Raw genomic sequence first — 25,409 nt, forward strand, 5'->3', positions numbered from 1 at the left:
CGAAGGGATCTGTCACCTCCATGTACACAGCATCGTCCTCCGTGTCCGCCCCGCCCCGGCCGCAGACCCGCCTGGTGCCGGCCGGCGGACCGTACCTCGCCCCCACGCCGCGGGGCACCCGGCCGCGTTCCTGGGCGGCCGGGACCGGCACCGGACCCGGTGCCCAGGTCAGCGGCCGGATCGACCTCTCCGGTCCGCAGGGGGCGCAGCTGAAGGTCGCCATCGCCTCGGTGCAGCGGATCTGCCCGGAGTTCAACCCGGTGCAGGTGCTGCGGCGCAGCGGCCGGTCCGTCCTGATCGTCGGGACGACCGGACGCACCACGGCGGTGGCGAAGTGTTTACTGGACCACTCCTCCGCGTGGGTCGAGCGGTTCCGGCACGAAATAGCGTCCTACCGCTCCTTCGTCCGCCACCGTCCGCCGGTGCGCGTGCCGCGGCTCATCGCCGCGGACCCGGACAACTGCACGCTGGTGATCGAGCGGATGCCCGGGCGGGCCGCGGCGCTCTCGCGCCACCCCGTGGAGGCCCCGCCGCGCGCCGACGTGCGGGCCGCGCTGGGGGCGATCGCCCGGCTCAACGCCTGGCGGCCGCCGGCCGGGACGTTCGACGCGCCGCTGGACTACGGCGCGCGGATCGCGCGCTACCACGAGCTGGGTCTCTTCACCGACCGGGACCGTGACGACCTGCAGAAGCTGCTGCACGGTCTCGCCCACGCGGGCGGCCGGCAGGGCATGGGTCAGTTCTGTCACGGTGACGCCCTGCTCTCCAACATCCTCCTCTCCCCCGCCGGTCCGGTCCTGGTCGACTGGGAGCACGCCGGCTGGTACCTGCCCGGTTACGACCTGGCGACGCTCTGGGCGGTGCTCGGTGACGCGCCGCTCGCCCGACGCCAGATCAGCCAGATGGCACAGCAGCAGGGCCCGGCCGCCCGGGACGCCTTCCTGGTGAACCTGATGATCGTGCTGACGCGGGAGATCCGGACGTACGAGACGGCCGTCCAGCGGACCATGAAGGAGGCCCCGCCGGCGGGCACGGTGCCGGTGCCGTCGGGGGCGCTGGCCCCCGGGGAGGAACAGCGGCTGCTGCTGAGGCGGCTGCACGACGACTGCGCCATGGCACGGCGGGCCGTGCGCGCGGCGGTCGGGACGCGCTGACGTCCCGGCCGGGAGACGGGGGTTGCGCCGCGCACCCGGTGCCGACACACCGGGAGTGCGGCGCTTCGCCGTCTCCCGGGGCCTCATTGGTCGAGACCACCGACGCGCCGCCGGTGGGCGGGCCGTCAGGGCGAAAGTCGGCCCGTCCGGCCCGCGGAACCGCCCTGACGTGGGAACTCGCCTTCGGCGAGGGGTGATTGACGGATGCTCCGGGAGCCGCTACCCCTGTACGGGTTCGGTCCCGCACGCCCCCGTGTCACCCCCCGCCCCTGGAGGCTGCCTTGCTCCGTTCCGCGTCCCGAGGACGTGTGCTCTCCGTCGCCGCGTCCGCGGCCCTGCTGCTCCCCCTGCTCTCGGGCGCGCCACCGGCCGGCGCCGACGCGCCGGTGGCGGACTCGCTCCAGGGCCAGTTCGCGGCGGCCGCCGAGCGCCACGGCGTGCCACAGAGCGTGCTGCTCGCGGTCGCGTACCTCCAGTCGCGGTGGGACGGCCACGCCGGCGCGCCCAGTGTGACCGGCGGCTACGGGCCGATGCACCTCACCGACACGGCGACGGCGCTGGCCCGCTCGGTGCCGCACCACTCGGAGGACGGCGAGGACGCGCGCGGTGACGCCGCCCGGCCCGCCCGTACCGGGGCCGCCGCCGAGCTGCCGGCGCCCGGGGACCTGCCGGACCGGCTGCGGACGCTGGAGCGGGCGTCGGCGCTCTCCGGGATCCCGGCGGAGGAGCTGCGGACCTCGACGGCGGCGAACATCGAGGGCGGCGCCGCGCTGCTCGCGGCGGCCCAGCGGGAGTCCGGTCTGGCGCCGAGCGCGGATCCGGCCGACTGGTACGGGGCGGTGGCCCGGTACTCGGGCGCCGACGACGCGGCCACGGCGGCGGCGTACGCGGACGACGTCTTCGACGTGATCCGCACCGGTGAGGAGCGGGTCACCGACAGCGGGCAGCGGGTGGCGCTGCCCGCGGCTCCGGGCGTGGCGCCGGAGACCGGCCAGGTGGCGGCGCTCGGGCTGCGCGCGCCGCTGGCCGGCCCGGTGGAGTGCCCGACGACGGTGGCGTGCGAGTGGATCCCGGCGCCGTACGAGGAGTTCGGCGACGGCGACTACGGGAACCACGACAAGGCGGACCGGCCGGTCTCGCAGTCGATCGACTACATCGTCGTCCACGACACCGAGGCGACCTGGGACGTCACCCTGAAGCTGGTGCAGGACCCGACGTACGTCTCCTGGCAGTACTCGCTGCGCTCCTCGGACGGGCACGTCGCCCAGCACCTGCCGCTCAAGGACGTCGGCTGGCACGCCGGGAACTGGTACGTGAACGCGAAGTCCGTGGGCCTGGAGCACGAGGGCTTCCTGACCGCCCCGGACTCCTGGTACACGGAGGCGATGTACCGGAGTTCGGCGCGGCTCGTGCGGTACCTGGCCGAGCGGTACGACATCCCGCTGGACCGGCAGCACGTCATCGGGCACGACAACGTGCCGGGCACGGTGACGTCGTCCATCCGCGGCATGCACACCGACCCGGGTCCGTACTGGGACTGGGCGCACTACTTCCGGCTGCTGGGCCGCCCGCTGACGCCGAGCGCGGGTCCGGGCTCGGGCGTGGTGACGATCCGGCCCGCGTACCGGGAGAACCGGCCGGTGTACACGGGGTGCGCGCAGGCCGGGGAGGCGTGCGCGCCGCACGGCAGCGGCGCCGTGCGCCTGCACACCGCGCCGAGCGCCGACGCGCCGCTGGTGAAGGACATCGGTCTGCGGCCGGGCGGGCAGGACTCCACGACCGGGGTCAACGACACCGGGGCGCGGGCGTCGACGGGGCAGAGCTACGCGGTGGCGGAGCGCCGGGGCGACTGGACGGCGATCTGGTACCTGGGGCAGAAGGCGTGGTTCCACGACCCGAAGGCGGCGCCGGCGGCCGTGGGCACCCGCGGGCTGGTGCTCACGCCGCGCGAGGGGCTCGCGGAGGTGCCGGTGTACGGGCGGGCCTATCCGGAGGCTTCGGCGTATCCGGCGGGGGTGCCGGTGCAGGCGGTGTCGCCGCTGCCCTACCGGCTGCTCGCGGGGCAGAGGTACGTGGTGGGGCACAGGACGCCCGGCGAGTACTACTACGCACCGGTGTTCGACAGCAGCAAGCACACGGTCGTGCGCGGCCAGGAGGAGTACTACCAGATCCAGTTCGGCCATCGCATCGCCTTCGTGAAGGCGGCTGACGTGCGGGTTTCCCGGGGCTGAGCCGGGCTGGCCGAAAGGCGTGGGGTGGTGCCGGAGTCCCTTTCCAGCACCACCCTTTCCTCTGCTCATACGACTATTCCCGAGCCCGCGTCCGGGGCCCGGGACAGGGGTAAGGCTGGGCCGGAACAGCACCCTTCCACCGGAAAGGCCCGTCCGCACATGCCTCAGCCCTTCGCCATGCCGGATTTCTATGTCCCGTATCCGGCGCGCCTCAACCCCCATGTGGAGGCCGCCCGGACGCACACCCGGGACTGGGCCCGCGCGATGGGGATGCTGGAGGGCTCCGGGGTCTGGGAGACGGCCGACCTCGACGCGCACGACTACGCGCTGCTCTGCGCCTACACCCACCCGGACTGCGACGAGGACGCGCTGAACCTCGTCACCGACTGGTACACGTGGGTCTTCTTCTTCGACGACCACTTCCTGGAGGTCTTCAAGCGCACCCAGGACCGGGACGGCGGCAAGGAGTACCTCGACCGGCTGCCGCGCTTCATGCCGGCCGACCCCGCCCACGGCATGCCCGATCCGGTGAACCCCGTGGAGGCCGGCCTCGCCGACCTGTGGCGGCGCACCGTCCCCGCGATGTCCGACGGCTGGCGGCTCCGCTTCGCCGAGGCCACCGAGGCCCTCCTGTACGAGTCCCTGTGGGAGCTCGACAACATCAACGAGGGCCGGATCGCCAACCCCCTCGAGTACATCGAGATGCGCCGCAAGGTCGGCGGCGCGCCCTGGTCCGCCGGACTCGTGGAGTACGCCGCCGGGGCCGAGGTCCCCGGCCGGGTCGCGGGCGCGCGCCCGCTGCGGGTGCTCCGCGACGCCTTCTCGGACGCCGTCCACCTGCGCAACGACCTCTTCTCCTACCAGCGCGAGGTCGAGGACGAGGGGGAGAACAGCAACGGCGTGCTCGTCCTGGAGCACTTCCTCGGCTGCTCCACCCAGGAGGCCGCCGAGGCCGTCAACGACCTGCTGACCTCCCGGCTCCACCAGTTCGAGAACACCGCCCTCACCGAGGTCCCCGCGCTCGCCGTCCAGGAGGGCCTCACCCCGCTGGAGTGCGCGGCGATCGGCGCGTACACCAAGGGGCTCCAGGACTGGCAGTCCGGCGGCCACGAGTGGCACATGCGGTCCAGCCGGTACATGAACGAGGGCATGGCCGACGCCTCCGCCGCGGCCCCGGCGCTCGGCACCGGGGTGTTCGACATCCGCACCCTGCTCGGCGGCCGGGCCGCCGAGGCGCGGACGCGCAGCCTCACCCACACGCCGCACCGGCCCGTCGGCCCCTCCCCGCTGCCCGACTTCGAGCTCCCCTACCCGCTCACCGTCAACCCCCACCACCAGGAGGCCAGGCGCCGCTCCGAGGACTGGGCCGAGGCCATGGGGCTGCTCGACGACATCTGGGACCGGCCGCTGATGGAGGGCTTCGACCTCGCCCTCTGCTCGGCCGGCATCGACCCCGACGCCACCCTGGAGGAGCTGGAGCTCAGCGCCCTCTGGCTGACCTGGGGCACCTATGCCGACGACTACTACCCGATGGTCTTCGGCCGGCCGCGCGACCTCGCGGGCGCCCGGGCGCAGACCGCGCGGCTCAAGGCGTGCCTGCCCGTCGACGACCCGGCCACCGCACCGGACTTCGCCGGGAACGCGCTGGAACGCGCCCTCGCCGACGTGTGGGCCCGGACCGCCGGTCCCATGGGCCGGGAGGCGCGGGCCGAGCTGTGGACCGCGCTCGACGCGATGCTGGAGAGCTGGATGTGGGAGCTCCACAACCAGGCCCAGCACCGGGTGCCGGACCCCGTCGACTACGTGGAGATGCGGCGCAGCACCTTCGGCTCCGAACTGACCATGCTGATGGGCCGGCTCCGCCGTGCCGACGCGCTCCCGGCGGCGCTGCACCGTTCGGGCACCGTCCGCAGCCTGGAGAACGCGGTGGCGGACTACGGGGCGCTCGTCAACGACCTCTTCTCGTACCAGAAGGAGGTCGAGGTCGAGGGCGAGCTGCACAACGGCGTGCTCGTCCTGGAGAAGTTCTTCGACGTCGACCGGGAGACCGCCGTCGGCATGGTGCACGAGCTGATGCGGGGCAGGCTGCGCCAGTACGAGCACCTGAAGCAGCGTGAAGTCCCCCTGATGTACGCCCACTTCGAGCTGGACGCCGAGGGCATGGCGGCCTTCGAGGCACGGCTGCGGGAGCTGGAGGACTGGCTCGCGGGCGTCCTGCACTGGCACCGGAGCGTACGGCGGTACGGGGCCGGCGACGTCCACGCGGGCGCCGGGACCCCGCTGCTCCGCGAGCGCGCCGGGGAGACGGCCCCGGTGCCCGACTGGACCACGCCGCACGGCCTCGGCACCACGGCGGCACGCGTCGCGACCGCCTTCGCCGGCACCGCGTCCTGACGGCCGGAAGGGCCGCCCCGGAATCCGGGGCGGCCCTGGGGACGTCATCGGGGGCCGCGGCCCCGGAGTTCGTCGAGTTCGCGGCGGTCACGCTTGGTGGGGCGGCCGGCGCCGCGGTCGCGGACGGCGGCGAGGGCCACGTGCTCGCGCGGCGGCGGGGGCGGGCTGTTGTCCACGTACGCCTCGGCCGCCACTGGCGGGCCGACCCGCTTGACGTGCAGCTCCTTGACCTCGACGATCCGCTCCCGGCCGCCGTGGAAGACCCGGATCTCGTCCCCCGGCTTCACGGACTGGGCGGGCTTGGCCCGCTCGCCGTTGACCTTGACGTGCCCGGCCCGGCAGGCCGCGGCGGCCTGCGAGCGGGTCTTGGTGAGCCGTACGGCCCAGATCCAGGCGTCGACGCGTGCGCTCATCGGCCCCCGCCCCCGCTCAGCCCTGCTGGAACAGCTCGGCGGGGAGCGGCTTGAGCAGCGCGTACAGGTCGTCGGTGATCGGCCGGTCCCAACTGGCGATCGTCACCAGGACGTTGTCGCTGCGGTCGAACTGGACGCAGGAGATGCGGCTCTCGGAGAGCTTGAGACGGCGCACGATGAGGAGGTTGTCGCCCTGCATGACGGGGACGTCCTCGGTGTCGAGCACCTCGACCGGCTCGTCGTTCTCGAGGGCGGCGAGGAGCTGGGCGACCTCGAAGGGGATCTGGCCCTCGGCGAGCTCCCGGGCCGGAGAGCCCTCGGGGAGGTTGCCGATGATCATCGCGGGGCCGCGGCCGCCGAAGAGGTCGTAGCGCAGGAAGACACCCTGGCAGGAACCGTCGGGAGCGGGCAGCAGACCGGCGCCGAGATTGCCGGGCCAGTCCCCCGGGTCCATGGCGAGGACATCGAAGTCCGGGCCAGCGGGAGTGGCGCTGCGGCGGCGGAGGAAGGACATACGGCCATGGTACGTGCCCGGGCGCGCGGTGCGGCGCCGGGCTCCGCCCTTCCGGCACCGGCCGGGCGGGTCCGGCGGCCTCAGTCCACCGGATCCGCCGCCTCGGGCGCCGTCTCGGCCGCCGCGGGCTCGCCGAGGTCGCCCAGGGCGTGGGCGAGGCCCGAGCGGTCGGTGCCGAGCTTCCGGTAGACGGCGGAGAGCAGCCGGGCGGCGGTCGTGGGGTCGACGCCGAGGGTGGCGGCCGGGTCGAGGCCCCGGACGGTCGCCTGGGCGGCGGCGCGCTCACGGGCGGTGAGCGAGTTGCCGTCGGCCGTGTGCAGCGCGCGCGGGCGCAGTCCGGCGGCGGCCAGCTCGGCCCGGGCCTCCTCGACCAGTCCGTCGGCGCCGCAGTCCTGGGCGGTCTCCAGACCCCGGTACAGGTGCTCGGCGGCCTCGGCGTGGCGTTCGGTGCGGCGGAGGGCGGCGCCGAGCGCGACGAGCGAGCGGGCCAGCTCGTACGCGGCCGGGGACTGGTCCAGCCAGTCGACGGACTCCTCCAGGAGCTTGATCCGCTCGGCGCCCTCGGAGACCTCGGCGGTCACCCGGAGCGCCTGGCCGATCGCGGAGGGCGCGCCGTACTGGCGGGCGCGGGCCACGGCGTCCTCGGCGGTGGAGAGGGCCTTGGCCGGGGAGCCGGTGGCGGCCTCGGCGAGGGCGAGGTGGAGCTGCCAGGGGCTGCACGACGGGTTGCGCTTGCCGCGCGGCTCCAGCCGGCGGCCGATGTCGGCGAGCGCGGCGACGGCAGCCTCGGCACGGCCGGTGGCCAGGAGCAGCTCGGCGTGGACGGTCTCGCAGTCGGGGATGGTGACGGCGGCGGGGAAGGGCTCACCGAAGTCGTGCTCGCGGGCGACCTCCTCGGCCTCCTCCGTACGGCCGCGGGCGATCAGGACCTCGATCATGACGCCGGTCGCGTACCAGAGGGCGGGGGTGCGGGGGCCGACGCGCTCGGCGAGGCGGAGGCCCGCGCGGACGAAGTCCTCGGCCTCCATGAGCCGGCCGCGGCGGAAGCGGATGTAGCCGATGAGGGTGTACGCGAAGGAGAGGTGGGCCCCGCGCCAGCCCTGCTTCTCGAACTCGGCGGTGCCGGCGGCGAAGAGCTCCTCGGCGCGGCCGGGCCGGTCGGCGTAGAGGTGGATGAGGGCGACGAGGACGGGGACCTCGAAGCCGCGGCTCTCGTCGGCCCAGCTCAGGCCGCCTTCGAGGGCGCGCTCGGCGTGGCGGAGCGCGACGGTGGCGGGCTCGGCGCGCAGCGTGGCGTCCCAGGCGCGGAGGCCGATGATGTACTTCTCGGTGAGATCGCGGCCGGCGAGCCGGTCGGCGAGGGCGCTCAGCCGGCGGGAGCGGGCCGGCGACTCGGGTTCGTCGGACCGGAGCGCGTCCCACATGAACCGCTCGGCCTGGATGCGGAGGCGGCTGCGGGCGTCGGTGGCCTGGCGGCTCTCGCTCTCCAGCAGCTCGGACGCCTCGACGAGCCGGTCGCTGTGGGCGAGAACCTGGGAGAGGCGGTAGACGATGCCCTGGCGCAGGGCCTGGTCGGAGATGGGCTCCTCCAGGGCGGCGCGCAGGTGGTTGACGGTGGTGGCGGGTTCGGTGAGCAGCGAGGCGGAGCCGAGCTCGAAGAGGACGGCGGCGCGCTCGTCGGCGGCGGGAGGTTCCCGCAGGGCGCGGGCGAGGTGGCGGCGGGCCGCGTCGGGGGCGCCGGCCCGGAGGTTCTCGCGGGCGGCGGCGCGGAGCTGGGTGACGACCCACGGGTCGCCCTCCGGGTGGGTCTCCAGGAGGTGGCGGGCGGCCGCGGCGGGGCCGAGTCCGGCGTCGATGACGCACCAGGCGGCCTGGCCGTGGAAGGCGACGCGGATCGCGTCGGGGATGGCCCGGTAGATGGTGCTCGCGATGAGCGGGTGGACGAATTCGAGCGGGCCGTCCGGGGTGCCGGTGTCGGCGAGGACGCGGGCCTCGCGGAGGCGTTCGGCGCAGTCGACGACCGCTTCGTCGCCCAGTCCGGCGAGGGCGCCGGCGAGCGAGGGGGAGATCTCGGTGCCGAGGACGGCGCAGGCCCAGGCGAGGCGCATGGTGGCGGTGCCGAGGCGTTCGAGGCGGCTGACCAGGCCGCTGCCCTTGAGGGCGGCGGCGAGGTCGCGGAGCTCGTGGGCGCCGTCGGCGGTGGGGTCGAGGCCGCGGTCGCGGACCTTGGCGGCGAGTTCGACGGTCTCGAAGGGGTTGCCGGAGGTGACGGTCCAGAAGTCGTGGCAGAAGGCGTCGTCGGCGTGGGCGCCGATCCGGTCCCGGACGAGCCGGGCGACCGCCTCGGCGGTGAGCGGGGCGAGGCCGTGCGGACGCTGTCCGGACCGGTGGCCGGCGAATTCGGCGCCTTCGTCGGGGAGTTCGTCGGGCCGGTAGGCGACGACGAGGAGCATGGGGAGGTCCTCGGCGCGCGGGGCGAAGGAGGCGAGCCAGCCGAGGGACTCGGGGTCGGCCCAGTGGGCGTCGTCGAGGACGACGACGAGCGGGGCGCGGCGGACGGCGAGGTGGGTGAGGACCCAGTCGAGACCGTCGCGCAGGCCCTGGGGGTCGGGCGGAGAGCCGGCGGTGGCGGCGCGCAGGCCGAGGGCGGGGCCGACGATGTCGTACCAGGAGCCGAGCCGCTCGCGGAGTTCGGCGTCGGAGGCGTGGGCGAGCTGGGGCTGGAGGAGCTGGCGGGCGACGTGGAAGGCGACGCGCTGCTCCTGGTCGCCGCCGCGGGCGGAGAGGACGGTGCAGCCGCGGGCGCCGGCCCGCCGGCGGATCTCGGCCAGGAGGGTGGTCTTGCCGAGTCCGGCGGGTGCGGCGTAGACGAGGACGCCGCCCTGCGCGGCGGGGGATTCGGGGCGCTGCGCGTCGGCGGCGCCGGTGCGGCCGTGGAGGGGGACGACGCGGGGGTCGCGCGGGGCGGGGACGCGCTCGGGCGGGGACGGCGGTTCGGCCGCGAGGCCGGTGAGCAGGTCGAGCGCCTCCTCGGCGGCGTCGAGCGCTGCCTCGCGTTCGAAGAGGCCGAAGCCCTGTCGGGCCGGCCTGCCGTCCTGTCGTGCCACGTTCCACCCCCACACAGGGGGCGCACGCCCGGCGCACGGTCGGGGCGCCGGGGCGATCACCCCACGAAAGGTCCAGCGTACGCCGGAACGCGCCTCGTGTAACGGCATTCTCCCAAGCAGTTCGGGTGGTCTTCGGGGGGTGGTGCGGCCTCCCGGAGGCGCAGGTCGGGGCGTGTTCGACGGACAGATGTGCGGAGTCGGGGAAGAGGCTCGCGGAGCGTGTCGTCCTTGACCGGGTGCCCGGCGAATACTCACATATGACGGACGGTCAGTTCATGATCGCCATACGGTCCTGACGAGGGGATTGAGCCGAACATGAGACCTCCCATTTCCCGTGCGCGCTCCTGGGCCGCGCGGTCGGCGTGCTCCCTCGCCCTGTGCGCCACCGTGCTGACGGCCCTGCCCTCCCCGGTGCCGGCCGCGGCGGAGTCCGCGGCGCCGGTCGCGGGCGCGGCCGGGGCTCCGGCGGCGGCGTTCTCGACGAGCGCGGCGCGGGCCGCGCTGACGCGGCTGCTGCCGGAACACGCGAGCCAGTTCGAGCTGGTGCTGGTGCCGAGGACGGACGCCGGCGACCGGTTCACGGTGGCGGGTTCGACGGGGCGGATCGTCGTCACGGGCACCACGCCCGCGGTCCTGCTGCGCGGGGTGCACTGGTACCTCGGCCACACCGCGGGCGTGGACCTCGGATCCCCCGGGGACAGCGTCTCCGCGCTGCCGGCCCGGCTGCCCGCCCCGGCCGGCACGACCGGGAGATCGGCGTCGGTGCCGCACCGGTTCGCCCTCAACGACACGGACGACGGCTACTCGGGGGCGTACCGGGACTGGGCCTCGTACGAACGGCAGATCGACCTCCTCGCCCTGCACGGGGTGAACGAGGTGTTCGTGCAGATGGGCGCGGAGGCGGCCTACCACGCCGCCTTCCAGGAGTTCGGCTACACGGACGCGGAGCTGCGCGCGTGGATCCCGGGGCCCGCGCACCAGCCGTGGTGGCTGATGCAGAACATGTCGTCGTTCGGCGGCCCGATGACCGAACAACTGATCGCCCGCCGGGCGGCGCTGGGCAAGCGGATCGTGGACCGGCTGCGGGAGCTGGGCATGACGCCGGTGCTGCCAGGGTACTTCGGCACGGTGCCGCCCGGCTTCACGGAGCGCAACCCGGAGGGCCGGGTGGTGCCGCAGGGCCGGTGGATCGGCTTCACCCGGCCGGACTGGCTCGATCCGCGCGGGACGCTCTTCCCCCGGGTCGCGTCGGCCTTCTACCGGCACCAGGCGCGGCTCCTCGGCACCACCACGATGTACAAGATGGACCTGCTGCACGAGGGCGGCAACGCCGGTGACGTGCCGGTCGGCGAGGCCGCCGCGCAGGTGATGAGGACCCTGGACGACGCGCGTCCGGGCGCGACCTGGGTGCTGCTCGGCTGGCAGCGCAACCCCAAGGCCGAACTGCTCGCGGGCGTGGACACCTCGCGGCTCCTGGTCGTGGACGGGCTCTCCGACCGGTACGACAACCTGGACCGGGAGACGGCCTGGTCCGGCACGCCGTACGCCTTCGGCACCATCCCCAACTTCGGCGGGCACACAACGATCGGCGCCAACACCTCGGTGTGGACGGACCGCTTCGAGGCGTGGCGGACGAAGCCGGGCAGCGCGCTGAAGGGCATCGCCTTCCTCCCGGAGGCCACCTCCGCCGACCCGGTGGCCTTCTCCCTCTTCACCGAACTGGCCTGGCGGGACGCCCCGGTGGACCACGCGGACTGGTTCGCCCGGTACGCGGCCCGCCGCTACGGCGCGCCCGACCCGCACGCGGCCAAGGCGTGGGAGTGGCTGCGGAAGGGCCCGTACGGCACCCCGTCGAACGGCTGGAGCGAGTCGCAGGACAGCCTCTTCACGGCCCGCCCGAGCCTGACGGTGCGGACCGCGGCCTCCTGGGGGCCGAAGGCGATGCGGTACGACGCGGCCACCGTGGAGAGCGCGCTGTCCGAGCTGCTGCAGGTGGCGCCCGCGGCGCGGTCGACCGACGCGTACCGCTTCGACCTGGTGGACACGGCCCGCCAGGCGCTCACCAACCGCAGCCGGGTGCTGCTGCCGGAGATCAAGACGGCGTACGAGGCGAAGGACCTGACGGCGTTCCGGGCGCGGGCGGCGGAGTGGCGGTCGTCCATGACCCTGCTCGACGCGCTCCTCGCCACCGACCGGCGGTTCCTGCTCGGGCCGTGGCTGGAGGGCGCCCGCTCGTGGGCGCGTACGGACGCGGAGCGGGCCACGCTGGAGTTCGACGCCCGCTCGCTCATCACCACGTGGGGGCACCGGGAGGGCAGCGAGGCCGGGCTGCACGACTACGCCAACCGGGAGTGGTCGGGCCTCGTGTCGGGCTTCTACGCGCCCCGCTGGTCGGCCTACCTGGACTCGCTGGAGACCTCGCTGGTCACCGGGCGGGCGCCCGCCGCGATCGACTGGTTCTCCTGGGAGAACGCCTGGAACCTGCGGCGGGACTCCTACCCGGTGACCCCGAAGGGCGATCCGGTGGCGCTGGCGACGCGGGTGCGCGACAGCCTGGGTGCCTAGACCGTTCCTCCCGGATCACGCCGCGGTCCCGGCGGGATCCGGGAGGCGGCCCGGACCGTCCCGGCCCGCTCAGCCGGCGGGCGGTTCGGTGCCCACCAGCCACATGGAGAAGAACTGGGCACCGCCGCCGTAGGCGTGCCCGAGGGCCCGGCGGGCGCCGTCCACCTGGTGCTCGCCGGCCTCGCCCCGGACCTGGAGGGCGGCCTCCGCGAAGCGGATCATGCCGGAGGCGCCGATCGGGTTGGTGGAGAGGACGCCTCCGGAGGGGTTCACGGGCAGGTCGCCGCCGAGTTCGGTGACGCCGGCCTCGGTGAGCTTCCACCCCTCCCCCTCGGCGGCGAAGCCGAGGTTCTCCAGCCACATCGGCTCGTACCAGGAGAAGGGCACGTACATCTCGACGGCGTCGATCTGCCGGCGCGGGTCGGTGATCCCGGCCTGCCGGTAGACGTCGGCCGCGCAGTCGGAGCCCGCCCGGGGCGAGACGAAGTCCTTGCCGGCGAAGAGGGTGGGCTCGCTGCGCATCGCCCCGCCGTGCACCCACGCGGCGGGGCGCGGCGCCCGGTCAGCGCCCGCCCGGTCGGTGAGGATCATGGCGCAGGCGCCGTCGGAGGACGGGCAGGTCTCCGAGTAGCGGATCGGATCCCACAGCATCGGGGACGCCTGCACCTTCTCCAGGGTGATGTCGTGCTCGTGGAGGTGGGCGTAGGGGTTCTTCAGCGCGTTGCGGCGGTCCTTGTACGCGACGAGGGAGCCGGTCGTGTCGGGGGCGCCGGTGCGCCGCATGTAGGCGCGGACGTGCGGGGCGAAGAAGCCTCCGGCGCCGGCGAGCAGCGGCTGCTGGAAGGGGACCGGCAGGGACAGGCCCCACATGGCGTTCGACTCGGACTGCTTCTCGAACGCGAGGGTGAGGACGGTCCGGTGGACGCGGGCGGCCACCAGGTTGGCGGCGACGAGGGCGGTGGAGCCGCCGACGGATCCGGCGGTGTGGACGCGGAGCATGGGCTTTCCGACGGCACCGAGGGCGTCGGCGAGGTACAGCTCCGGCATCATGACGCCCTCGAAGAAGTCGGGCGCCTTGCCGATGACCACGGCGTCGATGTCCGCCCAGGTCAGCTCGGCGTCGGCGAGGGCCCGCACGGCGGCCTCGCGGACGAGTCCGGCGATCGAGACGTCTCGGCGGGCGGCGACGTGCTTGGTCTGGCCGATGCCGACGACGGCCACGGGTTCCTTAGCCACGGGGGTCTCCTTCCAGGACGGCGACCAGGTTCTGCTGGAGGCAGGGCCCGGAGGTGGCGTGGGCCAGCGCGCGGTCGGACTCGCCCCGGTGGATGCGCGCGGCGGCCTCGCCGAGCCGGAGGAGTCCCGCGGCCATGACGGGGTTGGCGGCGAGGGCGCCGCCGGAGGGGTTGATCCGGACGTCGGCGCCGAGGCCGAGGGCCTTGGCGAGGACGACCTCCTGCGAGGTGAAGGGGGCGTGCAGCTCGGCCGTGTCCACGGGGCGCTCGAAGGCTCCGGCGCGCTCGGCGGCGAGCCGGGTGGAGGGCGAGTCGGTGAGGTCGCGGACGCCGAGGGAGTGCGCCTCGACGCGGTGGTCCATGCCGCGGATCCAGGCCGGCCGGGCGCACAGGTCGCGGGCGCGGTCGCCGGCGGCGAGGATCACCGCGGCGGCGCCGTCGCCGATGGGCGGGCAGTCGCCGGTGCGCAGCGGCGCCACGACGTGGTCGCCCTGCGGCCGGGCGCCGGTGACCTGCGCGTACGGGTTGGCGGTGGCGTCGGCCCGGCGGCGGGCGGCGATGCCCGCGAGCGCCGTCTCGTCGGTGTCGCCGGCGTCGATGAGGGCCTGGGCCTGGAGGGCGGCGAGGGCGACGGAGTCCGGCCAGAGCGGCGCGACGTAGTACGGGTCGAGCTGGCGGGTGAGCACGTCGCGGACGGAGCCGGGCGAGGACTTGCCGTAGGAGTAGACGAGGGCGGTGTCGGCCTCGCCGGTGAGGAGCTTCACCCACGCCTCGTAGAGGGCCCAGGCGCCGTCCATCTCGACGTGGGACTCGGAGATCGGCGGCCAGGCGCCGACGCCGTCGAGGGCCATCGTGAAGGAGAAGGCCCGTCCGGCGAGGTAGTCCGAGGAGCCGGAGCAGGTGAAGCCGATGTCGGAGGTCTTCAGGCCCGTCCGGCGCAGGACCTCGTGGAGGACGGGCATCACCATCTCGACCTCGGAGAGGTCGTCGGTGCGGCGCCGGTGGTCGCTCTGGGCGAAGGCGACGATGGCCACGTCGCGGCCGGGGGCGCTCATAGCAGCTCCTTGTACGTGTCGTAGTCCGCGTCCGGTTCGCCGGTGGGGCGGTAGTGGTCGGGGTAGCGGCCGTCCTCGCTCCAGACGGGCTCGACGCGCAGGCCCATGCGGACCTGGTCGTAGGGGATGCCGCCGATCCGGCCGTGGAGGGCGAGACCGGCGCCGTCGAGGGCGATATGGGCGTAGACGTAGGGGACCTCGATGTCCAGGTTCTTCGCCTTGATGTTGACGATGCAGAAGGTGGTGACGGTGCCGCGGGGGCCGACCTCGACCCGGTCGGTGGTGGCGACGCCGCACGTGGGGCAGGCGCCGCGGGGCGGGACGTACACCTTGGCGCAGGAGGGGCAGCGCTCGCCGACCGTGCGGCGCTCGGCGAGGCCCTGCAGGTAGCGGGTCTGGGCGCGGCCGGGGCTGTAGGTGTAGTCGAGGCGGGCCTCGGCCACGATGCCGGTGACCGGCCGGTCGAACTCCCCGGTGTGCGGCGCGGGTTCCCCGGCGTCCGGCTCTCCTCCGTACGGCTCGAAGCAGGCGATGTCGGTGATGGCGCCGCCGCGGTCGGCGGCCCAGCGGATCCGGACCCGCATGCCGGTGCGGACGGCGTCGGGGCCGGGGGCGTCGAGGGCGTGGAGGAGGGCGGTGTCGGCGCCGTCGAGGCGGACGAGGACCCAGGCGAAGGGGGTGGCGAGCGGCTGCCCCCGGCGCGGTTCGGGGTTCCAGGCCCAGGTGGTGACGGTGCCGGCGGCCCCGACCTGGACGAGGTCGCGCAGCTCGGCGGCGGTCCCGGGGTCGTACTCGACGGGCGGGACCAGCGTCCGGCCGTCCTCGGTGCGCACGCCGAGGACGGTGCGCTCGCGCAGTCCGGTGAGGAAGGCGGACTGGACGGGGCCGAGGGAGCGGGTGAAGGGGAACTCGACGACGAGCGGGGCGCTGAGGGGTTCGGGGGGTGAGGGGGTGAGGGTCATGGGCGGGGCCTTCCTGTGGGCGGGCGGGTGGGGACCGTACGGGGCGGGCCGCTGCGCGGGGCCTTGCCCCACCGGGCCCGCTCCCCTGGCCCGGGGCTCTGGCACCTGGGCCCCCGCGCCTCGAACGGCGGCGGGGCCGACCGGCGTTCGGGAGCACGGCCGCGGGGCGTACGGAGGTCCGGGGGGCCGCCCCGGTGAGGGGAGGGGCGGGGTGGGGTGGGGAGGGAGTCACTCCCGGCGGTAGACCGCCGGGCGCTTCTCCGCGAAGGCCCTCGCCCCCTCCTTCGCGTCGGCCGTGTCGAAGATCGGCCACCCCCGCTTCAGCTCGGCGGCGAGCCCCTCCGTCTCCGTCGTCTCGGCCGTCTCGTAGACGGACGCCTTCACCGCCTCGACGGCGAGCGGACCGCAGGCGTTGATCCGCTCGGCGAGGCCCAGGGCGGTGTCCAGGGCCTGGCCGTCGGGGACGACCCGGCCGATCAGTCCGATGCGGGCGGCTTCCTCGGCGGTGTACGGGCGGCCGGTGAGGAGCATTTCGAGGGCGTGGGTGCGGGGGATCTGGCGGGGCAGCCGGACGGTGGAGCCGCCGATCGGGAAGAGGCCGCGCCGGACCTCGAAGAGGCCGAACATGGCGGAGGCGCCGGCGACCCGGATGTCGGTGCCCTGGAGGATCTCGGTGCCGCCGGCCACGCAGGCGCCCTCGACGGCGGCGATGACGGGTTTGCGGGGGCGGTGGTGGCGCAGCATCGCCTTCCAGTGCAGGTCGGGGTCGGCCTTGAGCCGGTCGCGGTAGGCGTCCCCGTCCATGCCCTTCCCGGCGAGGGCCTTGAGGTCCATGCCGGCGCAGAAGGCGCCGCCCGCGCCGGTGAGGACGATCGAGCGGACGCCGTCGTCGGCGTCGGCCTCGATCCAGCCGTCGTGCAGGCCGACGAGCATCGGCAGCGACAGGGCGTTCTTCGCCTCGGGGCGGTTCAGGGTGAGGACGAGCGTGGCGCCTTCGCGCCGCACGGTGAGGTGTTCGGTGCCGGCCATGGGCATCTCCCGTCTCCAGTTCTGGAACAGGTTGCAGGAGTGGCGGAGGCAGTTCAATAGTTTTCTGACACCCAGTCAGATTCTTTGACGCGCCCCCTTCCCACCTCCGCCCGTCGGTGCTCTGATGACCGCCCGAGTCCGAACGCGCCGGGGTCAGGAGGAACGGTGGAGTACAACCTTGCCGACCTGTTCGAATCGGTCGTGGACGCGGTGCCGGAGCGCGAGGCACTGGTCTACGTCGACCACCCGGGGACAGGAGCCGAGCGCCGGCTCACGTACGCCGAACTCGACGAGGCGGCCAACCGGCTGGCCCACCACCTGATCGACGCGGGGGTACGGCCCGGCGAACACCTGGGCCTCCACCTGTACAACGGCGTCGAGTACCTCCAGACCGTGCTCGCCTGCCTGAAGGCCAGGATCGTGCCGGTCAACGTCAACTACCGCTACGTCGAGGAGGAGTTGGTCTACCTCTACCGGGACGCCGACCTCACCGCGCTGGTGTACGACGCCGAGTTCACGGACCGCGTGGCGGCGGCCCTGCCGCGGAGCGAGAAGCTGCGGCACCTCGTGCGGGTGGGGACCCCGCCCGAGGGGGCCGCCGCCCTCGGCTCCGTACCGCTCGAAGAGGCGGAGGCGGCCGCCTCCCCCGGGCGCGGCTTCGCCCCCCGCTCCGGCGACGACCTGTTCATCATCTACACCGGCGGCACCACCGGCATGCCCAAGGGCGTCCTGTGGCGCCAGGAGGACCTCTTCTTCGCCGGCCTCTTCGGCGGCGACCCGTCCGGCGAGCCCGTCAAGCGCCCCGAGGAGCTCGCCGAGCGGGTGGCCGCGGGCGGAGCCGGGATCACCTTCTTCCCCGCGCCGCCGCTCATGCACGGCACCTCCACCCTCACCACCTTCATCGCCTTCAACTACGGGCAGCGCGTGGTCCTGCACCGCAAGTACGTGCCCGAGGAGGTGCTGCGGACCCTGGAGAAGGAGAAGGTGTCCAGCATCTCGCTCGTCGGGGACGCCATGCTCCGGCCGCTGATCGACGCGCTCGCCGGTCCGCTCCGCGGCACCGACCTGTCCGCCCTGTTCAGCCTCTCCTCCTCCGGCGCGATCATGTCGGAGACCGTGCGGGCGCAGCTGCGCGAGCTGATGCCGAACGTCATCCTGCTCAACAACTTCGGCTCCACGGAGTCCGGTTCGAACGGCCGGGCCACCGACGACTCGGGCCCGGAGAAGGGCTTCCGGCTGCACGTCAACGAGCGCACCCAGGTCGTCGACCCGGCGACCCGCGAGCCGGTCGCCGTCGGCGAGATCGGCCGCCTCGCACAGCGCGGGCACGTGCCGCTCGGCTACTACAACGACCCGGCGAAGACGGCCGAGACCTTCTTCGAGCGGGACGGCGTGCGATGGGTGCTGCTCGGCGACATGGCCACGGTCGACGCGGACGGAGTCGTCACCGTCCTCGGCCGCGGCTCCCAGTGCATCAACACCGGCGGCGAGAAGGTCTACCCGGAGGAGGTCGAGCAGGCCCTCAAGTCCCACCCGGACGTGTACGACGCGCTGGTGGCCGGCGTCCCGGACGCGACGTGGGGCAGCCACGTGGCCGCCGTCGTCCAGCAGCGCGAGGGCACGGCCCCGCTCGACCTGGCGGCCGTCCAGGAGCACTGCCGCCGCCACCTCGCCGGCTACAAGGTCCCCCGCCAGCTCGTCCTCGCCGACCGCATCCAGCGCTCACCGAGCGGCAAGGCGGACTACCGCTGGGCGAAGACGGTGGCGACGGACGCGGACGCGGCGGAACGCGGTTAGGGCGTCTCTTCCGGTTCGGGGCCGGACGGATCGGGGCCGGACGGATCGGGGGCGGTGACGGGGGTGCGCCAGCGGCGGACGGTGTCGCCGTGGAGGGTGAGCCAGGTGCCGTCGCCGAGCGGCAGCGCGCGGGACACCTCCCCCACGTCCGGCGGATAGGCGATCCGGGCCCGCGGCCGGAGGTCGCCGGCGTCGAGCAGCAGGTGCCGGCACGCGTCCTCCCAGGGGTCCTCGCCCGCCGGGGCGAGGACCCGGCGGGCGTCGAGGAAGCCGGGTCGGCCCGTGAACACGAGGCCGTCCGGGAGGACATCGGCGGCGTCGACCGCCGTGGCGGCACGGGCGGAGGCGTCGTACCGGGTCAGCCGCTCGCCGCCGACGGCGAGGGTCAGGAACCCGCCCGTGGGGTCGCTGCCGCCCGTGAACGGCTCGTCCCAGCCGCCGACCTGGGCGACGCCCGCGCGGGAGGCGAGCAGGGAGTACGCCTCCTCCTGCCCCTGCGCCGCGTCGAGGAGGACGGAGTGCGCCGCGGGCGGGCCGAGCCGGTGCTGGAAGGCGTACGTCCCCCAGTGGGTGGGCAGCGGCGTACGGGCGAGGGGCGTCCCGGTCGCGAGGTCCAGCACGACCAGCAGCTCGCCGCGCGCGGTCGGGTCGGCGGGCGGGACGACCGCGAGGAGGCCCGCCCCGGACGGTTCGGGGGCGCAGGCGCCGGACGCCCCGGCCGGCCAGGGCAGGTGCGGGAAGGTCCAGCGGACGCTCCCGTCGGCGTCCTGGAGGGTGACGGCGTCGCCGCCGCTCACCGCGAGTCCGCCGCCGGGGACGGGGGTGACGTAGCCCTGCCCGGGGACCGGCCGGACCCGATGGAGGTCGAAGACCGCGCCGGGGTCGGCCGACACACGGGCCGCCGTGACGGCCGCACCGTCACGGGCGACGACCCAGTGGGCGCCGCCCCGGACCAGCAGGGCGTCCAGCCGGCCCGGTTCCGCGCCGAGCCCGGGCAGCTCGCCGGCGGCGGTGGGCTCGGCCCGGACGGTCCTCACGCCGTGCCGAAGGCCCGGAGCGCGGCGACGAACTCCGCCGGGCGGGCCTCGTGGACGAGGTGGCCGGCCTCGATGGTGACCAGCCGGGCGCCGGGCACGGCCGCGGCCAGGCCGGTCAGCTGGTCCTGGGGGATGTGGCTGGTGGGGCCGCCGGCCAGGATCAGGGTGGGGGCCGTGATCGCGGCGAGGTCGGCGCGCCAGGCCGGGTCGGGGGCGTTCAGCTGGGCGTCGGTGGTGGGGACGACGTCCCAGTCGAAGGCGAGCGGGCCCTCGGGCCGCTCGGCCACCGGGCGCGGCGGGTCGAGCGGCACGAACGCCGGGGGTTCCTCCAGGACGAGGCGGCCGACGAGGCCCGGCTCGCGCTGGGCGAGGAGGTACGCGGCGGCGGCGCCCATCGAGTGCGCGACGACGGTGGCGCCGGCCAGGCCGAGGGCCGTGAGGAAGCCGCCCAGTTCCCCGGCGAACTCGGCGAAGCCGTAGCCCCCGGGCCGGTCGCTGAGTCCGTGGCCGCGCAGGTCCACCGCGTACACCCGGTGGTCGGCCGCCAGCTCCTCGACGATCCCCGCCCAGGTCAGGGAGGACTCGCCGCGGCCGTGGACGAGGACGACGGGCGGGGCGCCCGCGGGTCCCGCGACCCGGTGGGCGATCCGTACGCCGTCCACGGTGACCGTGCGGACGGCCGGATCGAGGAAGGCGGCGACCGGGCGGACGAAGGCGTCGGCGTCGTCGATCCACGGATAGTGCCCGGCACCCGGCTGCACGACCACGTCCGCGTCCGGGAAGAGCGCCGCCGTCCGGGCGGCCTGGGCGGGCGTCGGGCCCGCGTCGTGCTCCCCGGCGAGCAGCAGGACGGGCGCGGTCAGCGCGCCGAGCGCGCGGTGGGTCGCCGCCGGGTCGTAGGCGCCCTCGCCGTGGAAGGCGGCGGCCGCCTCCCAGTGGATCTCCCGGGCACCGGCCGCCGCGTGCGCGCGGGCGGCGGCGTCCCAGCGGCCGTACGTGAAGGGGGCGGCGAGCTCGTACACCCGCGGCAGCGGCGTGTCCGGGCCGATCGTGTCGAGCGCGGCCCTGGCCTCCGGGTATCCGTCGCGGTCGGCGAAGACCTCCACCGCCCGGTCCCACTCCTCGTCCGTGGGCACGACGCCGAGGGCCCGTACGGCGGAGGCGACCAGGACGAGGGAGCGGATCCGCCCGGGATGGGCGGCGGCGTACAGGACGGCGAGGTTGCCGCCCGCCGAGTGGCCGAGGAGATCGATCCGCTCCAGGCCGAGGTGGGCGCGGAGGGCCTCGACGTCGCCGACCTGCCGGTCGCAGCGGTAGGTGCCGGGATCGGCGGGGACGGCGCTCGCCCCGGTGCCGCGGGCGTCGAGCAGGACGAGCGCGCGGTGCGCGGCGAGCCCTCCGAGGTCCCCCAGGTAGGCGGCGTCCCGCATCGGGCCGCCCGCGAGGCAGACGAGCGGCTCCCCCTCCCCACTGACCCGGTAGGAGAGTTCGGTTCCGTCATACGTCGTGAACGTCGGCATGATCATGATCCTCTTCGGTGCCGGAGGCTCCGCGCAAACCGTTTCGCCCGTGCCCGGGACCTCCGCCGGGGGCGCGATACGGTGGAGGACCGTCCCCGACCCGCGAAGGAACCGTTCCGCCGTGCCCGACACCCGGGAATCCGCACTCCGCGGCGACTGCGCCCAGTGCTTCGGCCTGTGCTGCGTGGCGCTGCCGTTCGCCAGGTCGGCCGACTTCGCCGTGAACAAGCCGGCCGGCGATCCCTGCCGCAACCTCCAGGACGACTTCCGGTGCGGGATCCACGCCCGGCTGCGGCCCGGCGGCTTCCAGGGCTGCACGGTGTACGACTGCTTCGGCGCCGGCCAGCAGGTCTCCCAGGTGACCTTCGGCGGGGTGTCCTGGCGGGAGGCGCCGGAGACCGCCCGGCAGATGTACGAGGTCTTCCCGGTGGTGCGGCAGCTCCACGAGCTGCTCCGCTACCTGACGGAGGCCCTGGAGCGGCCCGCCGCCCGGAGGATCCACGGCGAGCTGCGCACCGCCCTGGACCGGGTCCGGGAACTGACCGCGCTGCCGGCCGCCGACCTGGAGAAGCTGGACGTGGGCCCCGTGCGGGCCGGCGTCAACCCGCTGCTGCTGCGGACCAGCGAACTGGTCCGGGCCACGGCCGGCGGCACGCCGCGCGGCCGGAGGGGCGCCGACCTCATCGGGAAGCGGCTGCGCGGCGCGCGGCTCCGCGGCACCGACCTGCGCGGCGCCCTGCTGATCGCCGCCGACCTGACCGGCGCCGACCTCACCCTCGCGGACCTCATCGGCGCCGACCTGCGCGACGCCGACCTCTCCGGCGCCACCCTGACCGACGCCCTCTTCCTCACCCAGCCGCAGCTGAACTCGGCGCGCGGCGACGCGCGGACCGTCCTCCCGCGGGGCTTCGAGCGTCCGGCGCACTGGGCGTCCTGAACCCCGGACGGCCGTTCAGACCGCCTCCTCCGGCGGGGTCGCCGCACCGCGCGCGTACTCCGCCTCGTACGCCTCCGCGCCCAGGGCCGCCCCGGCCCGGGCGGTGATCCGGACGACGTCGTCGTGCTCGCCCTCCGGCAGCGGGACGCCGACGGAGGCGCGGACGGCCGCCGCCGTGCCGAGGAGACGGGCCGCGCGGGCGGCGTCACCGGCCAGTGAGACCGCGCCCGCGAGCCCCTCCAGGCCCAGGGCGAGCGACCGGGGGTCGCCCGTCGCCCGGGCGGCGGCCAGTCCCGAGCGCTGGAGCTCCAGGGCCCGCCCCGCGTCGCCGCGCAGCTCGGCGGCGAAGCCCAGCTCGGCGAGGATCAGCGCGGGCATGCCGGGCTCGTAGCCCATCCGCCGGTGGGTGTCGAGGACGTTGCGCATGTGGGCCTCGGCGGTGTCGAGGTCGCCCTCGCGGCGGGCCGTCATGCCGAGGCCGATCTCCGCGTACTGCTCGCCGAAGCTGTCGGTCTGCTCGACGGCGATCCGCCGGGCCCGCTCGTGGTACTCCCGCGCCCGCCCGTACTCCCGGGTGAGCAGCGCGATCCGGCCGAGGCCGGAGAGCTGGAAGGAGACCTCCCGGCGCAGGTCCAGGCGCTCCGCGATGTCCAGGCAGATCCGGTGGAGTTCACCGGCGTGCGCGTACTCCCCCACGATGCCCGCCCGGGTCTGGAGCGGCACCATGGCCTGCAACTGGCCCCACTCGTCGCCGAGTCCGCGGAAGAGCGCCAGACTCCGCTCGCCGTCGCGCAGCAACGCCGGGAAGTCTCCGTTCAGCTTCGCGTGGAAGGAGCGGGTGGCGAGGGCCGCCGCCGCGCCCCAGTCGTCGCCGAGCTCCTCGAAGCGGGCGAGGGCGCCGTCGACGAGCCGGGCGCTCGCCCTGGCGTCCCCGATGCCGTAGAGGTGCGAACCGAGGAACCAGGCGGCGCGCGCCTGTTCCAGCGGATCGTGCACGTTCTCGTAGGCGTGGAGCGCGGAGCGGTAGTCGGCGACGGGGTCGGCGCTGCCGCCCGAGGCGAGCCGCACGCCGCCGAGCCAGGCCGTGGCCCGGGCGACGAGCACGGCGGGCGCGGGGCCGGGGACGGAGAGAGCGGCGGCGAGGGAGCGTTCGGCCTCGGCGCCCCGGCCGCGCAGCCGCCAGTACCAGCAGAGGGAGGTGGCGAGCCGGAGCGCGGTCTCGGCCTCGCCCGCGGAGACGGCGGAGTCCAGGGCGCCCCGCAGGTTCGCGGTCTCGTCGTCGAGGCGGCGGAGCCAGTACGCCTGCTCGGCGCCGCGCAGCAGCGGTCCGGCCCGCTCGGCGAGCCGCAGGTAGAAGGCGCGGTGGGCCATGCGCACGGGCTCCGTCTCGCCGGCCTCGCGCAGCCGCTCCTCCCCGTAGGCGGCCACCGATTCGAGGAGCCGGTAGCGCACGGCCCCGTCGGGCCCCGCGGGCGCGGCGACGACGAGAGAGGCGTCGACGAGCCGGGCGAGGAGGTCGAGGACGTCGGCGGGGTCGACGGGGGCTTCGGGGTCGGCCAGGACGACGGGCGCTTCGGAGTCGACCAAGGCGGCGGGGTCGACGGGGGCCTCGGAGTCGGCGGGGGCGGAGGCGGCGGCCTCGCGGCCGGGGCGCGGGGTGCCGGCGGGGGCCGGGGGAAGGGGGCCCGCGGAGACCTCCTCCGCGGCGTCGAGGGCGCAGCCGTCGGCGTGCACGGCGAGGCGCCGCAGGACGGCCCGCTCCCCGGGGCCGAGGAGGTCCCAGCTCCAGTCGAGGACCGAGCGGAGGGTCCGCTGGCGGGCGGGGGCGTCGCGGGCGCCGACGGCGAGCAGCCGGAAGCGGTCGTCGAGCCGTGCGGCGACCTCGCGGACGCCGAGGGCGCGCACGCGCGTGGCGGCCATCTCCAGGGCGAGCGGGATGCCGTCGAGCCGGCGGCAGATCGCGGCGACGGCGGCGGCCGTGCCCGCGTCCAGGGTGAAGCCGGGCGCGGCGGCGGTGGCCCGGGCGACGAAGAGCTCCACCGCCCCGAACCGGCCCAGGTCGTCCGGCTCCAGGCCCTCCCCCGGCTCCGGCCGGGGCAGCGGCGGGACCTCGTGCAGGTGCTCTCCGGTGAGTCCGAGCGGGACCTGGCTGGTGGCGAGGATCCGCAGCGCGGGCACGGTGGCGAGGAGGCGGGCGGCGAGCTCGGCGACCGGCTCGACGACGTGCTCGCAGTTGTCGAGGACGAGGAGGGCTGGGGTGTCGCCGAGGGCGCGGGCGATCCGGTCGACGAGCGGGAGCGGGTCGGTGCCCGGGGCGGGCGGCACGTCGTCGCGGACCCCGGCGGCGCGCGCGACGGCCTCACGGACCTCGGCGAGAGCGGTGGCCCGGCGCCGTCCGTCCCCGGCGCGGTCGAGGGCGGCGAGCTCCACGAGCCGTACCCCGCCCGGGAATCGGGAGGCCGCACGGGCGGCGGCGGCGAGGGCGAGACGGGTCTTGCCGACGCCGCCGGATCCGGTGAGGGTGACCAGCCGCCCGGTACGGAGCAGCGCGCCCAGCTCCTCGACGGCGGCGTCGCGGCCGACGAGGCCGGTGAGCGCGGCCGGGACGACCGGTGCGGGCGCCGTCGCGGCACGGCCGGGGGCGGGCGCGGGGACGGGGAGGGGAATCGGGACGGGGCCGCGGGGCGGTGCGGGGGTCAGGTCGGCGGACTGGGTGAGGATCGCCCGGTGCAGGGCGGCGAGTTCGGGCCCGGGGTCCACACCCAGCTCCTCCGCGAGCCGGGTCCGCACCTCCTCGTACCCGGTCAGGGCCTCGCTCTGGCGGCCGGAGAGGTAGAGAGCGCGGAGGTGGACGGCGCGCAGCCGCTCGCGGAGCGGGTGGAGGGCGACCGGGTCGCCCAGTTCGTCGGCGACCTCGACGTGCAGGCCGAGGGCGATGCGGGTCTCGGCGCGCTCCTCCAGGACGGAGAGCCGCTGCTCCTCCAGGCGGGCGGCGGTGGGACGGGCGAAGTCCTCGTCGGCGAAGTCCGCGAGGGCGGGGCCGCGCCACTCGGTGAGCGCGTCGCCGAGGAGGGCGGCGCGGACGGCGGGGTCGGCGGCGGACCTGGCCCGCTCGGCGAGCGCGCGGAAGCGGTCGGCGTCCACGCTGCCGGCCGGGGCTTCGAGGACGTAGCCGGGCGGGCGGGAGACGAGCAGGCGCCGGGCGCCGGGCTCGGCGTCCTCCAGGGCTCTGCGCAGCCGCCACACCTTGTTCTGGAGGACGCCGGCGGGCCGCGCCGGCGGGTCCTCCGGCCACACCTCGTGGACCAGTCGGCCGGCGGGCACGACCTCCCCGCGGTGCGTCAGGAGGCAGGCGAGCAGGGCGCGGACCTTCGCCTCGGGGACCGCGACCGCGGTCCCGTCCTCCGTCCACACGGCCAGCGGCCCCAGCACTCCGAAACGCATGCCGGTCACCCTAGA

At 75.4% G+C, this 25,409-nt stretch carries 16 protein-coding genes; 6 read left to right on the plus strand and 10 right to left on the minus strand.

Going from position 1 to position 25,409, the window contains the following annotated elements:
- Window positions 1-20: 20 nt before the first annotated feature.
- The 3 genes from ACFVU3_RS04445 (at window position 21) to ACFVU3_RS04455 (ending at window position 5,779) form a co-directional block, all read left to right on the plus strand.
- Window positions 21-1,154, plus strand: a complete 1,134-nt coding sequence (locus tag ACFVU3_RS04445) for an aminoglycoside phosphotransferase family protein (RefSeq protein ID WP_390063544.1) — start codon at window positions 21-23, stop codon at window positions 1,152-1,154.
- Between the two features lie 308 nt (window positions 1,155-1,462).
- A complete protein-coding gene (locus ACFVU3_RS04450; protein ID WP_390063546.1) occupies window positions 1,463-3,385 on the plus strand; it encodes an N-acetylmuramoyl-L-alanine amidase in 1,923 nt (640 codons plus the stop codon).
- Window positions 3,386-3,544: 159 nt separating this feature from the next.
- Window positions 3,545-5,779 (plus strand): germacradienol/geosmin synthase, encoded by a 2,235-nt coding sequence (locus tag ACFVU3_RS04455; RefSeq protein WP_390063548.1) that lies wholly within the window; start codon window positions 3,545-3,547, stop codon window positions 5,777-5,779.
- A 44-nt stretch (window positions 5,780-5,823) separates the two neighbouring features.
- Here the strand turns inward: ACFVU3_RS04455 and ACFVU3_RS04460 are convergent, their stop codons facing one another.
- The 3 genes from ACFVU3_RS04460 to ACFVU3_RS04470 form a co-directional block, all read right to left on the minus strand.
- Window positions 5,824-6,192 carry an RNA-binding S4 domain-containing protein gene (locus ACFVU3_RS04460; RefSeq protein WP_390063550.1) on the minus strand — a complete coding sequence of 123 codons (369 nt, stop codon included), beginning with the start codon at window positions 6,190-6,192 and terminating at the stop codon, window positions 5,824-5,826.
- A 16-nt stretch (window positions 6,193-6,208) separates the two neighbouring features.
- Window positions 6,209-6,706, minus strand: a complete 498-nt coding sequence (locus ACFVU3_RS04465) for a hypothetical protein (protein WP_030494979.1) — start codon at window positions 6,704-6,706, stop codon at window positions 6,209-6,211.
- Window positions 6,707-6,786: 80 nt separating this feature from the next.
- Complete coding sequence (locus ACFVU3_RS04470; protein WP_390063553.1) at window positions 6,787-9,813, minus strand: ATP-binding protein; 3,027 nt, start codon at window positions 9,811-9,813, stop codon at window positions 6,787-6,789.
- Between the two features lie 315 nt (window positions 9,814-10,128).
- On the opposite strand from ACFVU3_RS04470, the gene ACFVU3_RS04475 reads away from it, so the two are divergent.
- Entirely contained in the window at window positions 10,129-12,378 is a 2,250-nt protein-coding gene (locus ACFVU3_RS04475; RefSeq protein ID WP_390063554.1) for an alpha-N-acetylglucosaminidase, read from the plus strand.
- A 69-nt stretch (window positions 12,379-12,447) separates the two neighbouring features.
- Here the strand turns inward: ACFVU3_RS04475 and ACFVU3_RS04480 are convergent, their stop codons facing one another.
- The 4 genes from ACFVU3_RS04480 to ACFVU3_RS04495 form a co-directional block, all read right to left on the minus strand.
- Window positions 12,448-13,614 (minus strand): thiolase domain-containing protein, encoded by a 1,167-nt coding sequence (locus tag ACFVU3_RS04480; RefSeq protein ID WP_390063556.1) that lies wholly within the window; start codon window positions 13,612-13,614, stop codon window positions 12,448-12,450.
- Complete coding sequence (locus ACFVU3_RS04485; RefSeq protein WP_390063558.1) at window positions 13,607-14,668, minus strand: thiolase domain-containing protein; 1,062 nt, start codon at window positions 14,666-14,668, stop codon at window positions 13,607-13,609. The genes ACFVU3_RS04480 and ACFVU3_RS04485 overlap by 8 nt, the downstream gene beginning before the upstream one ends.
- Window positions 14,665-15,630, minus strand: coding sequence for a Zn-ribbon domain-containing OB-fold protein (locus ACFVU3_RS04490; protein WP_390063560.1), 966 nt, complete (start codon window positions 15,628-15,630; stop codon window positions 14,665-14,667). The genes ACFVU3_RS04485 and ACFVU3_RS04490 overlap by 4 nt, the downstream gene beginning before the upstream one ends.
- Window positions 15,631-15,858: 228 nt before the next feature.
- The gene (locus ACFVU3_RS04495; RefSeq protein WP_390063562.1) at window positions 15,859-16,659 is read right to left on the minus strand and encodes a crotonase/enoyl-CoA hydratase family protein; all 801 of its coding nucleotides are present in this window, start codon (window positions 16,657-16,659) and stop codon (window positions 15,859-15,861) included.
- 165 nt (window positions 16,660-16,824) lie between these two features.
- Here ACFVU3_RS04495 and ACFVU3_RS04500 point away from each other — a divergent pair, with 165 nt between their 5' ends.
- Window positions 16,825-18,456 (plus strand): acyl-CoA synthetase, encoded by a 1,632-nt coding sequence (locus ACFVU3_RS04500; protein ID WP_390063563.1) that lies wholly within the window; start codon window positions 16,825-16,827, stop codon window positions 18,454-18,456.
- On the opposite strand, the gene ACFVU3_RS04505 is transcribed toward ACFVU3_RS04500, so the two are convergent.
- Window positions 18,453-19,493: a hypothetical protein gene (locus ACFVU3_RS04505; protein ID WP_390063564.1), complete on the minus strand. Its 1,041-nt coding sequence runs from the start codon at window positions 19,491-19,493 to the stop codon at window positions 18,453-18,455. The two genes, ACFVU3_RS04500 and ACFVU3_RS04505, sit on opposite strands and share 4 nt — an antisense overlap.
- Entirely contained in the window at window positions 19,490-21,013 is a 1,524-nt protein-coding gene (locus ACFVU3_RS04510) for an alpha/beta fold hydrolase (protein ID WP_390063566.1), read from the minus strand. Before ACFVU3_RS04510 ends, ACFVU3_RS04505 begins: the two co-directional genes overlap by 4 nt.
- A gap of 121 nt (window positions 21,014-21,134) precedes the next feature.
- On the opposite strand from ACFVU3_RS04510, the gene ACFVU3_RS04515 reads away from it, so the two are divergent.
- Window positions 21,135-21,950 carry a pentapeptide repeat-containing protein gene (locus ACFVU3_RS04515; protein WP_390063568.1) on the plus strand — a complete coding sequence of 272 codons (816 nt, stop codon included), beginning with the start codon at window positions 21,135-21,137 and terminating at the stop codon, window positions 21,948-21,950.
- A gap of 15 nt (window positions 21,951-21,965) precedes the next feature.
- Here the strand turns inward: ACFVU3_RS04515 and ACFVU3_RS04520 are convergent, their stop codons facing one another.
- On the minus strand, window positions 21,966-25,394 hold the full coding sequence (locus ACFVU3_RS04520; RefSeq protein WP_390063570.1) for a BTAD domain-containing putative transcriptional regulator: 3,429 nt from the start codon (window positions 25,392-25,394) through the stop codon (window positions 21,966-21,968).
- Between the last annotated feature and the right edge of the window lie 15 nt (window positions 25,395-25,409).

The sequence above is a fragment of the Streptomyces sp. NPDC058052 genome (genome assembly GCF_042885515.1).
Taxonomy (GTDB): domain Bacteria; phylum Actinomycetota; class Actinomycetes; order Streptomycetales; family Streptomycetaceae; genus Streptomyces.

Excerpts from the sequence above, each read along its gene's own strand:
- ACFVU3_RS04510 (WP_390063566.1), bottom strand. The coding sequence starts at position 21,013 with ATGCCGACGTTCACGACGTATGACGGAACCGAACTCTCCTACCGGGTC.
- ACFVU3_RS04490 (WP_390063560.1), bottom strand. The coding sequence starts at position 15,630 with ATGACCCTCACCCCCTCACCCCCCGAACCCCTCAGCGCCCCGCTCGTC.
- ACFVU3_RS04445 (WP_390063544.1), top strand. The coding sequence starts at position 21 with ATGTACACAGCATCGTCCTCCGTGTCCGCCCCGCCCCGGCCGCAGACC.
- ACFVU3_RS04455 (WP_390063548.1), top strand. The coding sequence starts at position 3,545 with ATGCCTCAGCCCTTCGCCATGCCGGATTTCTATGTCCCGTATCCGGCG.
- ACFVU3_RS04465 (WP_030494979.1), bottom strand. The coding sequence starts at position 6,706 with ATGTCCTTCCTCCGCCGCCGCAGCGCCACTCCCGCTGGCCCGGACTTC.
- ACFVU3_RS04485 (WP_390063558.1), bottom strand. The coding sequence starts at position 14,668 with ATGAGCGCCCCCGGCCGCGACGTGGCCATCGTCGCCTTCGCCCAGAGC.
- ACFVU3_RS04520 (WP_390063570.1), bottom strand. The coding sequence starts at position 25,394 with ATGCGTTTCGGAGTGCTGGGGCCGCTGGCCGTGTGGACGGAGGACGGG.
- ACFVU3_RS04475 (WP_390063554.1), top strand. The coding sequence starts at position 10,129 with ATGAGACCTCCCATTTCCCGTGCGCGCTCCTGGGCCGCGCGGTCGGCG.
- ACFVU3_RS04495 (WP_390063562.1), bottom strand. The coding sequence starts at position 16,659 with ATGGCCGGCACCGAACACCTCACCGTGCGGCGCGAAGGCGCCACGCTC.
- ACFVU3_RS04460 (WP_390063550.1), bottom strand. The coding sequence starts at position 6,192 with ATGAGCGCACGCGTCGACGCCTGGATCTGGGCCGTACGGCTCACCAAG.